The organism is Pseudoalteromonas ruthenica (assembly GCF_008808095.1).
Classification (GTDB): domain Bacteria; phylum Pseudomonadota; class Gammaproteobacteria; order Enterobacterales; family Alteromonadaceae; genus Pseudoalteromonas; species Pseudoalteromonas ruthenica.
Genome location: NZ_CP023396.1, coordinates 1,366,286 through 1,379,686 on the forward strand (window position 1 = coordinate 1,366,286; position 13,401 = coordinate 1,379,686).

Genomic DNA, 13,401 nt, shown 5'->3' on the forward strand with positions numbered 1-13,401 from the left:
TAATACCGTAAAATAGCAGCCACTATTCGGCAATATGAAGTGCGTTATGAAAGCAGTGTCTCCCCCTTGGTATAAGCAGTTTTGGCCTTGGTTTCTGTTATTTTTCCCATTAGTGACAATAATAGCCTGCATCGGTCTTATCACCTTCGCTGTTGGCAACGGCCCTGATATGGTAGTGGATGATTATTACAAAAAAGGCAAGGCCATCAACCTCGAGCTGAGCAAGTTTAATAAAGCCAAAGCGCTCTACTTACACGGCGACCTTGATATTGACCAAGAGCGTGTGGTGTTCCGCTTTACCAAAGGCGACGCATCAAAAGTTGCAGCGCTCAATATCGGCCTGTATCACCGCACCATTGAAGAAAAAGATATTCGTTTTAGACTCACGCAAAATGCCCGTGGTGAATTCACAGCGCTATTAGACTCCCCGATCCCACAGGGCGCTTACACTGTGTTTATTACTCCTTTTGATGACAGCTGGAAGCTAAAAGAAAATATTCAGCTGCCCTTGAACGGTACCGTAAAAGTTGACCCTGAGTATAAGTAAATGAGCGCAAAGGCGTGTTTTCACTGTCTTGAGCCAGTTCCGGCTGGCTTTAATGAATCGGTCACCATTCAAGGTCATGCGCAGCCCATGTGTTGTATTGGCTGTAAAGCTGTCGCCCAGACCATCGTTGACCAAGGCATGACCGATTATTATAAGTATCGCACTGAGTCTGCCGGTAAAGTCGAACAGCTCGTGCCAGAGCAACTTGCACTTATAAAAAGCTACGACCAAGAAAGTATTCAGCAAGAGTTTGTGGCTCATCAAGGCGACGATAAAGAGGTGCTGCTCAGTGTCGAAGGGATCAGTTGTGCTGCCTGCGCTTGGCTTATTGAAAGGCAGTTGCTCGCCCATCAGGGCGTAAAACGTGTTGATGTTAATACCTCCACCCATCGCGCCATGGTGGTGTGGAACGACGAACAGGTCAAGCTCAGCACCTTGATCACCAGTCTCGCTGAGATCGGTTATAAGAGTTACCCTTTTCAAGCTGATAGTGAAGCGGCACAAAAACAGGCAACGGCCAAGAGCTTTATCCGTCGCCTTGGCGTCGCGGGCCTGATGACCATGCAGGTGATGATGTTCGCCTTTGCTATGTACTTTGGCATGTTCTCAGGGATGGAAGATAACTTCGAGCAATACTTCCGTTGGATCAGTTTAACCCTTGCTACGCCCGTTATTTTTTACTCTGCACTGCCCTTTTTAACCAATGCCATCAGTGGTCTTCGCGCTAAACAATTGAATATGGATGTCCCTGTATCCTTGGCGATATTTGGTGCCTATTTTGCCAGCTGCTATGCCACACTGACTGAGCAAGGCGAAGTGTATTTCGAATCTATCTGCATGTTCACCTTCTTGCTGTTACTGGGTAAACATTTAGAGTTTCGCGCCCGCCTTAAAGCCAGTGAATTTACCGCTAACTTGCAAAAATTACTGCCCCTAACAGCGCGTAAAGTAGAGAATAATGAAGAGCATATAACCAGTGCCAAACTCCTCTCTCTAGGTGATATCGTGCGCGTCAAAGCCGGCGAAACCATTGCCGCTGACGGCGTGGTGATTGCAGGGCATTCCAGTGTTGATGAGTCAATGATGACCGGCGAACATCACCCTGTGACTAAGCGTGTAGGCGACCAAGTCCATGCTGGCACTCTCAACCATGACGGCATACTGACGATAGAGATCAATAAAGTGGGCCAAAATACCTTGGTCAACCAAATCATCAGACTGCAACACTCAGCATTAAGCCAACGCCCGCGCATAGCCCAAGTAACCGACAAGGTTGCCCAGTGGTTTGTTGCCTGCTTACTCGTTTTTGCCTCGATTACCGCAGTAGCTTGGTACAGTATTGCTCCCGAGCACGCCTTTTGGATCACCATTGCGGTGTTGGTTGCAACTTGCCCATGTGCACTGAGTTTGGCTATCCCCACCGCACTAACATGTGCTGTGGCCAACCTTACCAAGCGCGGGGTGTTAATCAAACAGTCTCATGTGTTAGAGACAGCCACCAAGCTCACCAAGGTGGGCTTTGATAAAACTGGCACCCTGACGTTAGGGCGCTTTGTTATTGACCACACGGAAATACTAGATAACGCCTACGACGAGCAACAAATACATGCATTAGCCAGCGCTTTAGAAGCGTATTCCGAGCACCCCATAGCCAAAGCGTTTACCGAGAGTGCGAGTGCTGCTGCCCAACAAGTCATCACCGATGCCCAAGTACACACAGGTTATGGGGTGGCTGGTATGTGGCAAGGTCAGCGTGTGCACATTGGTAAAGCGAGCTGGTTTGCAGGCCCACAACCTAAAAACGCGCAGGCGGTGTTATATGTAAATGAATCCGCCGTGGCCGCATTCTTTTTACAAGATAAAGTAAGAGAATATGCACAAGAGCTGCAACAGGAGTTGAAACAACAAGACATTGAGCGCGTGATGCTCACTGGCGACCCCTCCGATAAAGGTGCCCAATTAAGCCAACAACTGCAATTAGATGCATGTCACAGTGCGCTGCTGCCACAAGACAAATTAGCACTGATGCAATCGTGGCATAATCAGGGAGATATCTGTGCCATGGTTGGCGATGGCGTCAATGACAGTCCGGTATTTAACGCCGCACATTTATCGATTGCGATGGATAGCGGCGCCGATATTTCGAAGAACACCGCCGATGTGGTATTGTTAAACAGTGATTTACGTTCGGTGTCTAAGCTTATCACCATTGCCAAAAAAACACGCCGAATTGTTCGTCAAAACTTGGCACTGTCGCTGTGTTATAACGGCGCTATCTTGCCTTTGGCAGCGATGGGCCTCGTGGCGCCGTGGATGGCGGTCATAGGTATGTCTGCCAGCTCCATTATTGTTATTACCAACTCGTTGCGACTATTACGCCTATGAGCATTATTTATGTGTTAATCCCTATCGCTATTTTGTTCGTGATTATTGCCATCGGCATTTTCTTTTGGGCAGTCAAAAGCGAGCAATTTTCCGACTTAGATAAACAAGGCCACAGCATTCTCTTTGAGGACGACAAAGAAGAGCACGACAAGAGCAATGAGCGAGATTAACTTTATTGCTGCTTTGCTTATGGGCCTTGCCGGCAGCGGCCACTGCGTTGCTATGTGTGGCGGTATCGCCGGCAGTTTTCAATTGGCCAGTAAGGACCTTAATGCCGTCGGTGCAGCCAGTGCTTACAACATAGGTCGGCTATTTAGCTACACCCTAGCGGGTGCCCTTGTAGGAGGGCTAAGTGCTGCCTTTGCCAAGCAGAGTAACACCCTCAGCCAAGTATTAAGCTTATTCAGCGCAGTCTTTATGGTTTTGGTTGGCCTGTACGTGATGCGGCTATTTAATGCCCTTGGCCCAGTTGAAAAAGCCGGACAATGGGCTTTGTGGCGCCATATCGTAAAATTAAACCGCTACCTAATGCCAATTAATACCTATCCCAAGGCCCTGGGTTATGGTGCACTTTGGGGGTGGCTGCCATGTGGTTTAGTTTACAGCGCCCTAACTTGGGCTATAACCAGCCAAAGCGCGATTAATGGCGCACTATTTATGTTATGCTTTGCGCTTGGGACACTCCCTGCCATGTTGGCATTAGGATTAGGCGCCCAATTTATAAAGCGTGGCCTCAATCACCCATGGGTGCGCCTAGCACTTGGTAATCTATTACTTTGGTATGGGTTGTACAGCCTTATTGTTGCAAGCCAACCTCTACTGACGTAGATTTAACACAAACATTCAGTTCACCTTGGATAGTAAAATGGACGTAAAACCAACCCTTTCAGGTAAATACGCAGGTAAGTCAAACTGTGCCATTAGTTGCACAAACTGCTCTATTTCCCAACTGTGTCTGCCGTATAGCCTCAATGGCGATGAAATGGATCGTCTCGACGATATCATTGAGCGCAAAAAACCGCTGCACAAGGGGGATTTCCTGTTTGAATCTGGGGACGAACTGAAGTCCATTTTTGCCGTGCGCAGTGGCTCGTTTAAGTCCTTTACTCTATCAGAGCAAGGTGAGGAACAAATCACCGGATTCCATCTGGCGGGCGACTTAGTTGGTTTTGATGGTATTCAAACCATGAAACATCAAAGCTTCGCCCAAGCCTTAGAAACATCTATGGTGTGCGAGATCCCCTTCGCTACGCTCGACGAATTAGCAGGGAAGTTACCGAAGCTGCGCCAGCAGATTATGCGCTTAATGAGCAACGAAATTAACTACGACCAAGAAATGTTATTGCTGCTAAACAAAAAAACGGCTGAGCAGCGCCTGGCCTCTTTCTTGTTCACCTTATCACGCCGCTTCAGCGAGCGTGGGTTCTCAGCTAGAGAGTTTCGTCTCACTATGACGCGCGGTGAAATCGGTAATTACTTAGGCCTAACAGTTGAGACCATCAGCCGCTTATTAAGCCGCTTCCAAAAAGGGGGGTTCATCCGTGTGGACGGTAAGTTCATCACCATTGAAGATCATGAAACCCTGGCCCACACGGCTGCGATAAGTTTGCCAAGCGATTGATCTAACTCAAACTCACAGACTGCGCCCCCTTTTCAATTGCGTTAATTGCGTTACACTGAAATGGTGTATATTACAATTCGCTTGGTAATGCAGGAGGCGCACAATGGATAAAATTAAACGTATTTTAGCTGTGGTTGATCCCACCGTGGAGCAGCAACAGAGTTTGTCTCGGTCTATCGAACTGGCGCGAAAAAGCGGTGCGCAAATCACCGCCTTCCTGTCCATCTATGATTTTTCTTATGAAATGACCACAATGCTCAGTGCCGAAGAGCGCGAAGCCATGCGCAAAGCGGTGCTCAGTGAAAAAGAGCAGTGGTTGAAAACCCTCACTCACCAATACCAAGATGTGCAATTTGACACCAAAGTGGTGTGGCATAACCGCCCTTTCGAAGCCATTATTCGCGAAGTGCTCGGCCATGATTATGATCTAGTCGTCAAAGGCACACACCAACATGACACGCTAAAGTCGGTGATCTTTACGCCTACCGATTGGCACTTGATCCGTAAATGCCCGGCTCCTTTATTGCTAGTGAAAGATCATAACTGGCCAGTTGGCGGTGCAGTGGTGGCTGCAGTTAATGCTTCCAGTGATGATGAGCAACACCAAGCGCTTAATCAACGCATTGTTCAAGACGCTAAATTTATCGCTCAACTTGCTCAGGGCGACCTGCATTTAGTTAATGCTTACCCGGCAACACCGGTGAATATTGCCATTGAGATCCCGGAGTTTAATCCCTCACAGTACAATGAAACGGTGAAAGAGCATCATCTCAATTCAACACGAGAATTAGGCGCTCAACATGGTATCGCCACGCACCATCAACATGTGGAGGAAGGTTTACCGGAGGATGTGATCCCTCGGATTGCGAAAAAGCTCGACAGTGAACTTGTGGTGATGGGCACTGTGGGCCGCACCGGTCTTAGTGCAGCTCTTGTGGGCAACACTGCTGAGCATGTTATCGATAGTCTCGATTGTGATGTCCTGGCGCTGAAACCCGATGGCTATCACTCCCCGCTTGAGGACTAATCTGCAACCATTACACACTATCTGTCATTTGGGCGGCGCTAATGCCGCCTTTTTCTTGATGCCGCTGCACTGTATGCCTATAATACGCGCCTTTAAAATGAGCCGTAACAAGGGTGTCTAGGTGTCGCATTCAGCACAAGCCAAAGCGCAATATAACTTCAATAAACTGCAAAAGCGGCTACGCCGCCATACAGGTCAAGCCATTGCTGACTTCAATATGATTGAAGAAGGCGACCGCATCATGGTGTGCTTATCCGGCGGTAAAGACAGCTACACCCTGCTCGATATTTTACAAAATCTACAACGCTCAGCGCCGGTACGCTTTGAGCTGTTTGCGGTGAATTTAGACCAAAAACAACCCGGCTTCCCTGAGCATGTGCTGCCCGAATACTTGGACGGATTAGGTATTGAGTACAAAATTGTTGAAGAAGACACGTACTCGATTGTTAAAGATAAAGTGCCTGAGGGTAAAACCACCTGCTCGCTGTGCTCGCGTTTACGACGTGGCATCTTATATCGCACCGCTAAAGAGCTCGGAGCAACTAAAATTGCTCTCGGCCACCACCGTGATGACATGATTGAAACCTTGTTTTTAAATATGTTCTATGGCGGAAAAATGAAAGGCATGCCAGCCAAGCTAATGAGCGATGACGGCCAACACATGGTGATCCGCCCACTGGCCTATTGTAAAGAAGCTGATATCAGTGCATACGCACAACAAAAAGAGTTTCCAATCATTCCTTGCAACTTGTGTGGCTCGCAAGAAAACTTACAAAGACAGAACATCAAGGCGATGCTGCAGCAGTGGCATAAAGAATCACCTGGGCGTATTGAAAGCATCTTTACCGCCATGCAAAACGTGGTGCCCTCACATATGGCTGATACTTCGCTGTTTAACTTTGCACAGCTGCAAACCGGTGAAGTAATAGATGGCGGCGATATTGCGTTGGATAAAGCCCAGTTCGATACACCGCCGGTGCCCGAAGAAGAACACTCTGACAGTGGTGTAAAAATTCAAGCCATTGAGCTGTAAGAGTATAATAAGGCCGCTTTAAAAACGGCCTTATTCCTTTCTCTACTGCGCTATCCATGGCGTAATTCGATGAATCTGCGTGCCTTCTACTAAGGTGTTATTATTGTCTTGCCACTGCTGCTCAATCGGCACCTTACATTGCAAGCCTTGGCACTGCCAGCTGTCTGGCACCTTCGCCGGCAGCGTATCAGCAAAGTGTAGTTGCACCCCTTTATGTTCAGGTAACAAAAACGGCATCAGCGTACCCACAAAAAAGCCAGATAAGTCGCCAATTAAATCGTCAAACTCTTGCTCGATGGTATAAGCTTGCGCATAGGTTAATCGTGTAAACGGTCCTGGCGCTTCAATTTGCATACTCAACTGGCACTGCCCTGATTGTGGCGTGGCGATGACCATAGCTTTGTGGGTATCTAGTTGCTTGTCAAAGGGCAAGAACAGTTGCCCGTTATCGTCATAAGTTAAAGGAAAGCGTTCGCGCTCGGTCACGATTTTACCTTCCTTTAGCACGCAATTTTCTGCATTTTCATAGGTTTTTAAGTAAAAGCCGACTTTAGCGTGTTGGAAATTGCCTTCGTTGACAACCTCCATACGGTCGTAAAAGCCATCGTAAGACATCACCACAGGCTCATCTGTTGGCTGCGCATTCACAGCCATTGAACACATTAGTGTGGCAATAAAAAGGCATTTATTCATCGAAGTAAGTCCTATTATGGTCAATCATCGCTTGCAGCTCTTCAATATAGGCTTCACCGCGTTCAGAGTAAGACATTAACCCATACGTCAGCGCCTTGGCATCAATTGGCTGTTGTGCTTGACGTAAGTCGGCGCGAATATCGCGTAATTCACGATACGCGCTGTTGGTGTTGATATTGTAAAAATAGGCATTCACCGCCTCTTGCACTGACTGATACACAGCAACCTCATGTTTTGCCCCTTGGTTGCGGCGCTTTGGCACCATACCGCAGCCCTTACTAAAGCACCATTGCCCAAAAAAGTTAAGTCCGATGCGGGCAAAACGTGAGGTGCCCCATGCCGACTCATTGGCCGCCTGCATCATGACTAATTCTTTGGGGATCACATCTACTCTGCGCAATGCCTGGCGCAGTGATAATTCACTAATTTGTTCATCTCCCAGCCCATATTCAGCGAAAATATCGCTGACTTTATCAATCTGCACATCAGTAAGTGGCTCATCAAATTGGGTCATCATCAGGGCAATTTCTAACACTGCACGCTGTGAGCGTAACTTGGCATTCGCTTTTTCAATAGGCTCGCGAATAAAGTCGAAGAACGCCGCCTTTTTCTGTTTTACATCCTTTATCGCAGCAAAATTAGGTAGCTTAACGTTGTGCAGAGGTTTTTCCGGCACTGTTGGCTTTTCCACAGTGGGCTGCTCCTCACGTGGCTGGGTGTCTGCGACACGGGTTCCCCATATAAACGGGTATAACAATGCAGTCACACAGATTATTACGGTTATTAGCAGTCCAAGCTTTTTTATCATGAATCCTCCACGAGCCCCCAAGGCCAGATCAAAAAACGCGGCATTATATCGCGAACATGGTTGTTTTAAAAACGCAATCTGAACACTCGGGTGATTGAAAAGACTTTGTTTTATTTATAGTTTACACTTTGCACAGTGCAAAGGATCAGATTGAGGAAGCCATGCAGCATATCTGGCAACAACGGCGCGCCGATGAACACAAACACCGCCCTAATGACAATCGCTCACCTTGGCAAGTGGATCGCTCACGTATTATTCATGCCGCAGCGTTTCGCCGCCTGCAAGCCAAAACCCAAATTATGGGTATTGGCCTGAATGACTTTTATCGCACTCGCTTAACCCACTCTTTGGAAGTTTCGCAAATTGGCAGCGGTCTATTACGTCATCTCAGTCGACAACATCCAGATATTACTTGTCTTCCTGATGAGTCATTACTTGAAACCTTGTGTTTAGCCCATGATATTGGTCATCCACCATTTGGCCATGGCGGTGAAATTGCCCTGAATTATATGATGCGCGAACACGGAGGCTTCGAGGGCAATGCGCAAACCTTGCGGATCGTCGCGAAGTTAGAGCCCTACACTCAGGGCTACGGCATGAACCTAACCCGACGCACTTTACTGGGGTTTATAAAGTATCCAGCGCTTATTGATACACTTTGGCACACTCACCCAGAGCAAAACGCCAAACAACAATTTATAAAAGCGCACGATTGGCGCCCGGCAAAAGGCTTATACAATGATGACCAAGATTTGCTTGATTGGATTTTAGCGCCGCTCGATGACTCACAACGCCAACGCTTTACCAGCCATGAGCAGTATGATGCATATCGCCACAAAACCCGTTATAAATCACTCGATGCGGCCATTATGGAGTTGGCAGATGACATTGCTTATGCGGTGCATGATCTTGAAGATGCGATTGCCACCGAGCAAATCACTGTCCACGATTGGCAGGCTCATGGCGAGCCAGCACTTGCTCAAATCGATTGCCCCTGGCTAAATGACAGCCGCATCACTGAACGGCTTTTCTTTGGCTGTGAAGCGCAGCGCAAAGACATCATTGGTGAGTTAGTTAACTTGTTCATTACCCAATCCCGACTTGAGCAAACAGACAGCCGCTTTGGGTGCGATATTTTGCGCTATCAAGTGACCCTGCCCAGCGCTTACATGAGTTTATTAAACGCGCTCAAACATTTTATTTATAAACGCCTTATTCGCGCCCCCCATATGCAGCAAATTGAATTTAAAGGACAAAAACTAATCATGGAATTATTTGCCGCATTTGCCAGTGATCCCCTACGCTTGCTGCCGGAGACAACCGCATTGAGTTATCGTAAAGCTGAGCAACAGGGCGATAATCCTTTACGCGTGCTATGCGATTACCTCAGTGGCATGACCGATGAGTATGCATACAAAACTTATCAACGGTTGTTTGCGCCGACCATCGGTGTTTAACTACATAATAGGAACACAGCAATTGCTTTATGTTCGTCTAAACTAATGAAGCAATAACGAAAACGTCTGAGTATTCAAGGACCGACACCAATGCATTACCCTTTATGCTTACTGGCGTTGCTCATAAGTACTAGCAATAACGCCAACACAACCAGTTCGTTGCCTGACACCTTACTTGAGGAGCGTCAGGTCGTTATCAAACAAGCCGATAAATACGACTGGTTACGCCTAAATTCCGGAGAGTGGCTTAAAGGAGAGCTGAAATCGCTCTATGACAAAAAGGTGGAATTTGAAAGCGATATTCTCGATACCCTGATCATTGATCAAGAAGATATTTATATGGTCATATCTGGGCGCTCTCACAGTGTGCGCTTCAATGACGGCACTGTGCAACAAGGGTCGCTGAATATATCCGGTGGCTATGTGGTTGTGGGAAACAGTCCTTCGCAATATCGCTATCAAGACTTAGTTTCTATTGCTCCTAGTGCCGAAGACGAGCTGAGCGCTTGGTCTATCAAGGTCGGCGTAGGCGCGAATTTAAGCAGAGGAAATACCGAACAAACCGAGCTCTCGGCCAGTGTTGATATAAAACGTCGGACGGCCAGTAATCGGTTACTCATTACCGCGCTGGCAGATCGCACAGCAAACGACGATAAGGTGACTGAAAACAATGTCCGAGCGAATGGCACCTTTGATTGGTTTTATACCAGCTCACTGTATTTTCGCCCGGTATTTTTTGAGTATTACCGCGACCCTTTTCAAAATATCGATAACAAATACACCCTGGGTGCTGGTTTTGGCTACTACTTAATAGACACAGATAAACTGGAATGGGATATCGGTGCGGGGCCAGCCTATCAACGAACCGAGTTTAGTGATGTTGCTGCGGGGCAAGATACCAGTAATTCCTCCACCTCTTTTTATTTTGAGTCAAATTTGGATTACGAATGGCGCACCAATGTAGATTTAAAGTTTGACTACCGTTTTACCTTTGCCGAAAACGCCTCAGGTGGTAATGCTCAACATGCTCTTGCTGGCGCTTCTATCGATATAACTAACGACATAGATTTGGACTTATCATTGGTGTGGGATCATCTTGCCTCCCCCGTGGCTAATGCCGATGGCAGTATTCCCAAGCAGGATGACTACAAGATGATTGTTTCTTTAGGTGTTGAACTTTAGGAGAGCCAATGAAATTTCTGCCATTAAATGTTGTCGCCGCAGCGCTCTTGTCTGTGCTGTGCTATAGCGCCAATAGTCATGCACAAAGTATAGAGCAGCGTCTCAGTGCGCTTGAGCAGCGCCTCAGCGAGCTAGAAAAGCAGTTGGCTGCTAAAGATAAAAAAATCGCTGCATTGGAGCGCGAACAAAAACGCACCCAAGTAGTGGCCAATAATGCCAAGGTCTCTGCGATAGAGGCGCAGCAAGTGCTCTTTAATGACACCACCCGACCGAGTCACCGGTTTGCCGCCCCCGCCAAAAGTATTCGCTTAAGCGACTCAACGACGACGTTGCAACTAGGTGGACAAATTTGGCTTGATGCTATCTATAATCACGGCGAAATGACGAATCGTGCCGGCTTTCAAACCTCTTCTATTGCTTATGATGACAACACCACCAACGACAACACGCTGTTGAGCGCTGGCCAATCTAAGCTGTCGTTTCGCAGCCATACGCCCACCCACTATGGTGATATGACCACGCGTTTTGAATTCGATATGTTTGATGACCAAGGTAATGCCGATTTTCACCTGACTCACCTATGGGGTGAGCTTGGGAATTGGGGAGCAGGACAAACCTTTTCCGGGTTTATGGACATTAATTCCTTCCCCAACATCATTGATTATTGGGGTCCCACTGCCATGGTGTTTACCCGTCAACCACAAATCCGCTATCGCACTGAACAGAGCGCATCGGGGGCAACATGGATGGTGACCATGGAGCGCTCTGACGCCGACTTGGCATTTCCTCGAGATATCGACCCCGCGACCCTTTCTTTCAATGAGCAGAACGATTGGCCAGACGCTACGCTCAGTTATCAGCAGCGTTTCACAGATGGCTACATAAAAGCCGCCCTATTACTACGTAGCTTAGGCTTTGAAACATCGACCCAAGAAGACTCAGTAACAGGATGGGGTATCAATGTCACCGGCAATTATGCCCTTGATAAAGCACATTTATTGAAGTTCCAATTTGCAACTGGCGAAGGCATCGCCCGTTATATCAATGACCCGTGTTGCAGTATATACAGCGCTATCACCGGGGGCAGCGATGCAGGCTTAAACAGCAACGGTGATTTACAAGCAATCGGTATCAGTGGTGGGTTTGTGTATCTCGATAAGCAGTGGAGTGAGCGCTTTACATCTAGCCTAGGGGTAAGCTACGTCGACGTTGACAACCTTGCTACGCAACACGCTAGAGCACTTAATAATAGTCTCTACAGCACTATTAACCTTATTTGGAACCCCACTATGATGTCCCGTTTAGGCGTGGAGCTACAATACGGGGAAGTAGAGAATTTTGCCGGTGAGCAGGCTGATAACCTGCGCCTGCAAACCTCATTTGGCTTTAAGTATTGAAGCGATGATTTACTAGCGTTATCGCTTAGCAAGCATTTTATCTTTGGTTCATAAGGCGCGTGCTTAAATCGCCGCCCTGATGTTATGGCCTTTTTATCGGCCCGGGTGTGTGCTCAACACCCTTAATAGGACAGTGAAACAATGAAAACGTGGATAAGTTCAGCCTTTTTATCATTCATTATTTTGTGCAGTACCGCCTGTTTGGCTCGCCCTTATGACCCACAGAAGGTCGAGCATGTGCTCAATACTGCTCATGCTTTATACAAAGATACCAATGCAGGAGCCAACGCCGATTATATTCCGGCTCTGGCCAAAGTGGACTCCAGTTTATTTGCCATTGCTATCGTCACCGCTGATGGTCAAGTATTCACTCAAGGGGATATTGACGCCACATTTTCAATTCAGTCCATTTCGAAGGTATTTACGCTCGCCTTAGCCATGGAGCAGCAAGGCAGCGAAGCAATAGTCGATAAAATCGGCGTCAACGCCACAGGATTGCCATTTAATTCTGTTGCCGCTATCGAGCTGAACCAAGACCGCTCGGTCAATCCACTGGTCAATGCCGGGGCCATGGCCACAGTGAGTCTGCTAGAAGGTGATAAGACGCAGCAAAAATGGCAGTCGATTGCTACTTGGTATGATCAATTTGCTGGCCGAGAGCTGGCGGTGATGAACGAGGTATATCAATCAGAGTCGGCAACCAATGGCCACAACCTCGCTATCGCTGAACTGCTTAAGTCTTATGACCGCTTCTACGGTGATGTGGATATGAATTTAGATATCTATACACGTCAATGCTCAGTGGGAGTGACGACCAAAGATCTCGCGATGATGGCTTCCGTACTCGCGAATGGTGGCACGCACCCAGTCACTGGCGAAGCGCTAATGACAGCAGAAAATGTTCAACGTGTGCTGGCGGTGATGGCTACCGCAGGGCTTTATGAAACCAGTGGCGACTGGGCGTTTCAAGTAGGTTTACCGGCCAAAAGTGGTGTCGGTGGTGGCATTATCGCGGTGATGCCAGGAAAGTTTGCTATCGCTGCTTTTTCACCAAAACTTGATGAGGCTGGCAACAGTGTTCGCGCTCAGCGGGCGATAGATTATATCGCCGATAAGGCCAACGCCAATATATTTAGTCATCTTGATTAATTGTCCCTATCCGCATTGACTTCATTATCATCGATGCAACGAAAAACGCACCTTTTTCAAGGTGCGTTTTGATATCCAACTTGTGGAAAAATGACTGAGCGA

General features: G+C 47.6%; 13 protein-coding genes. 11 read left to right on the forward strand and 2 right to left on the reverse strand.

Annotated features, from left to right (window positions below; all coding sequences use genetic code 11):
• The first annotated feature begins 46 nt into the window (after positions 1-46).
• From PRUTH_RS06460 to ttcA, 7 genes are all read left to right on the forward strand, one after another.
• The gene (locus PRUTH_RS06460; RefSeq protein WP_022943662.1) at positions 47-547 is read left to right on the forward strand and encodes a FixH family protein; all 501 of its coding nucleotides are present in this window, start codon (positions 47-49) and stop codon (positions 545-547) included.
• Positions 548-2,932 (forward strand): heavy metal translocating P-type ATPase, encoded by a 2,385-nt coding sequence (locus PRUTH_RS06465; RefSeq protein WP_151172882.1) that lies wholly within the window; start codon positions 548-550, stop codon positions 2,930-2,932.
• Positions 2,929-3,102: a cbb3-type cytochrome oxidase assembly protein CcoS gene (gene ccoS, locus PRUTH_RS06470; protein WP_022943660.1), complete on the forward strand. Its 174-nt coding sequence runs from the start codon at positions 2,929-2,931 to the stop codon at positions 3,100-3,102. The genes PRUTH_RS06465 and ccoS overlap by 4 nt, the downstream gene beginning before the upstream one ends.
• Positions 3,089-3,760: a sulfite exporter TauE/SafE family protein gene (locus PRUTH_RS06475; RefSeq protein ID WP_022943659.1), complete on the forward strand. Its 672-nt coding sequence runs from the start codon at positions 3,089-3,091 to the stop codon at positions 3,758-3,760. Before ccoS ends, PRUTH_RS06475 begins: the two co-directional genes overlap by 14 nt.
• Positions 3,761-3,797: 37 nt before the next feature.
• A complete protein-coding gene (locus PRUTH_RS06480; protein ID WP_022943658.1) occupies positions 3,798-4,553 on the forward strand; it encodes an FNR family transcription factor in 756 nt (251 codons plus the stop codon).
• A gap of 103 nt (positions 4,554-4,656) precedes the next feature.
• The gene (gene uspE / locus PRUTH_RS06485; protein ID WP_045978667.1) at positions 4,657-5,580 is read left to right on the forward strand and encodes a universal stress protein UspE; all 924 of its coding nucleotides are present in this window, start codon (positions 4,657-4,659) and stop codon (positions 5,578-5,580) included.
• A gap of 121 nt (positions 5,581-5,701) precedes the next feature.
• Positions 5,702-6,613, forward strand: coding sequence for a tRNA 2-thiocytidine(32) synthetase TtcA (gene ttcA / locus PRUTH_RS06490; protein ID WP_151172883.1), 912 nt, complete (start codon positions 5,702-5,704; stop codon positions 6,611-6,613).
• A 42-nt stretch (positions 6,614-6,655) separates the two neighbouring features.
• On the opposite strand, the gene PRUTH_RS06495 is transcribed toward ttcA, so the two are convergent.
• Together PRUTH_RS06495 and PRUTH_RS06500 are read right to left on the reverse strand one after the other, a co-directional pair.
• Positions 6,656-7,306: a DUF2987 domain-containing protein gene (locus PRUTH_RS06495; RefSeq protein ID WP_022943655.1), complete on the reverse strand. Its 651-nt coding sequence runs from the start codon at positions 7,304-7,306 to the stop codon at positions 6,656-6,658.
• The gene (locus tag PRUTH_RS06500) at positions 7,299-8,114 is read right to left on the reverse strand and encodes a glucosaminidase domain-containing protein (protein ID WP_151172884.1); all 816 of its coding nucleotides are present in this window, start codon (positions 8,112-8,114) and stop codon (positions 7,299-7,301) included. The genes PRUTH_RS06495 and PRUTH_RS06500 overlap by 8 nt, the downstream gene beginning before the upstream one ends.
• Before the next feature lie 161 nt (positions 8,115-8,275).
• Between PRUTH_RS06500 and PRUTH_RS06505 the strand changes: the two genes are divergently transcribed.
• From PRUTH_RS06505 to glsA, 4 genes are all read left to right on the forward strand, one after another.
• Entirely contained in the window at positions 8,276-9,571 is a 1,296-nt protein-coding gene (locus PRUTH_RS06505; protein WP_151172885.1) for an anti-phage deoxyguanosine triphosphatase, read from the forward strand.
• Between the two features lie 90 nt (positions 9,572-9,661).
• A complete protein-coding gene (locus tag PRUTH_RS06510; RefSeq protein ID WP_022943652.1) occupies positions 9,662-10,753 on the forward strand; it encodes a DUF481 domain-containing protein in 1,092 nt (363 codons plus the stop codon).
• Between the two features lie 8 nt (positions 10,754-10,761).
• Positions 10,762-12,150, forward strand: a complete 1,389-nt coding sequence (locus PRUTH_RS06515) for a DcaP family trimeric outer membrane transporter (protein ID WP_151172886.1) — start codon at positions 10,762-10,764, stop codon at positions 12,148-12,150.
• Positions 12,151-12,291: 141 nt separating this feature from the next.
• Positions 12,292-13,299 carry a glutaminase A gene (glsA, locus tag PRUTH_RS06520; RefSeq protein ID WP_151172887.1) on the forward strand — a complete coding sequence of 336 codons (1,008 nt, stop codon included), beginning with the start codon at positions 12,292-12,294 and terminating at the stop codon, positions 13,297-13,299.
• The last annotated feature ends 102 nt before the right edge of the window (positions 13,300-13,401 follow it).

What these genes read in the sequence shown, in the direction of transcription:
- PRUTH_RS06460 (WP_022943662.1), top strand. Translation starts at nt 47, where the DNA reads ATGAAAGCAGTGTCTCCCCCTTGGTATAAGCAGTTTTGGCCTTGGTTT.
- PRUTH_RS06465 (WP_151172882.1), top strand. Translation starts at nt 548, where the DNA reads ATGAGCGCAAAGGCGTGTTTTCACTGTCTTGAGCCAGTTCCGGCTGGC.
- ccoS (WP_022943660.1), top strand. Translation starts at nt 2,929, where the DNA reads ATGAGCATTATTTATGTGTTAATCCCTATCGCTATTTTGTTCGTGATT.
- PRUTH_RS06475 (WP_022943659.1), top strand. Translation starts at nt 3,089, where the DNA reads ATGAGCGAGATTAACTTTATTGCTGCTTTGCTTATGGGCCTTGCCGGC.
- PRUTH_RS06480 (WP_022943658.1), top strand. Translation starts at nt 3,798, where the DNA reads ATGGACGTAAAACCAACCCTTTCAGGTAAATACGCAGGTAAGTCAAAC.
- uspE (WP_045978667.1), top strand. Translation starts at nt 4,657, where the DNA reads ATGGATAAAATTAAACGTATTTTAGCTGTGGTTGATCCCACCGTGGAG.
- PRUTH_RS06495 (WP_022943655.1), bottom strand. Translation starts at nt 7,306, where the DNA reads ATGAATAAATGCCTTTTTATTGCCACACTAATGTGTTCAATGGCTGTG.
- PRUTH_RS06500 (WP_151172884.1), bottom strand. Translation starts at nt 8,114, where the DNA reads ATGATAAAAAAGCTTGGACTGCTAATAACCGTAATAATCTGTGTGACT.
- PRUTH_RS06505 (WP_151172885.1), top strand. Translation starts at nt 8,276, where the DNA reads ATGCAGCATATCTGGCAACAACGGCGCGCCGATGAACACAAACACCGC.
- PRUTH_RS06510 (WP_022943652.1), top strand. Translation starts at nt 9,662, where the DNA reads ATGCATTACCCTTTATGCTTACTGGCGTTGCTCATAAGTACTAGCAAT.
- PRUTH_RS06515 (WP_151172886.1), top strand. Translation starts at nt 10,762, where the DNA reads ATGAAATTTCTGCCATTAAATGTTGTCGCCGCAGCGCTCTTGTCTGTG.
- glsA (WP_151172887.1), top strand. Translation starts at nt 12,292, where the DNA reads ATGAAAACGTGGATAAGTTCAGCCTTTTTATCATTCATTATTTTGTGC.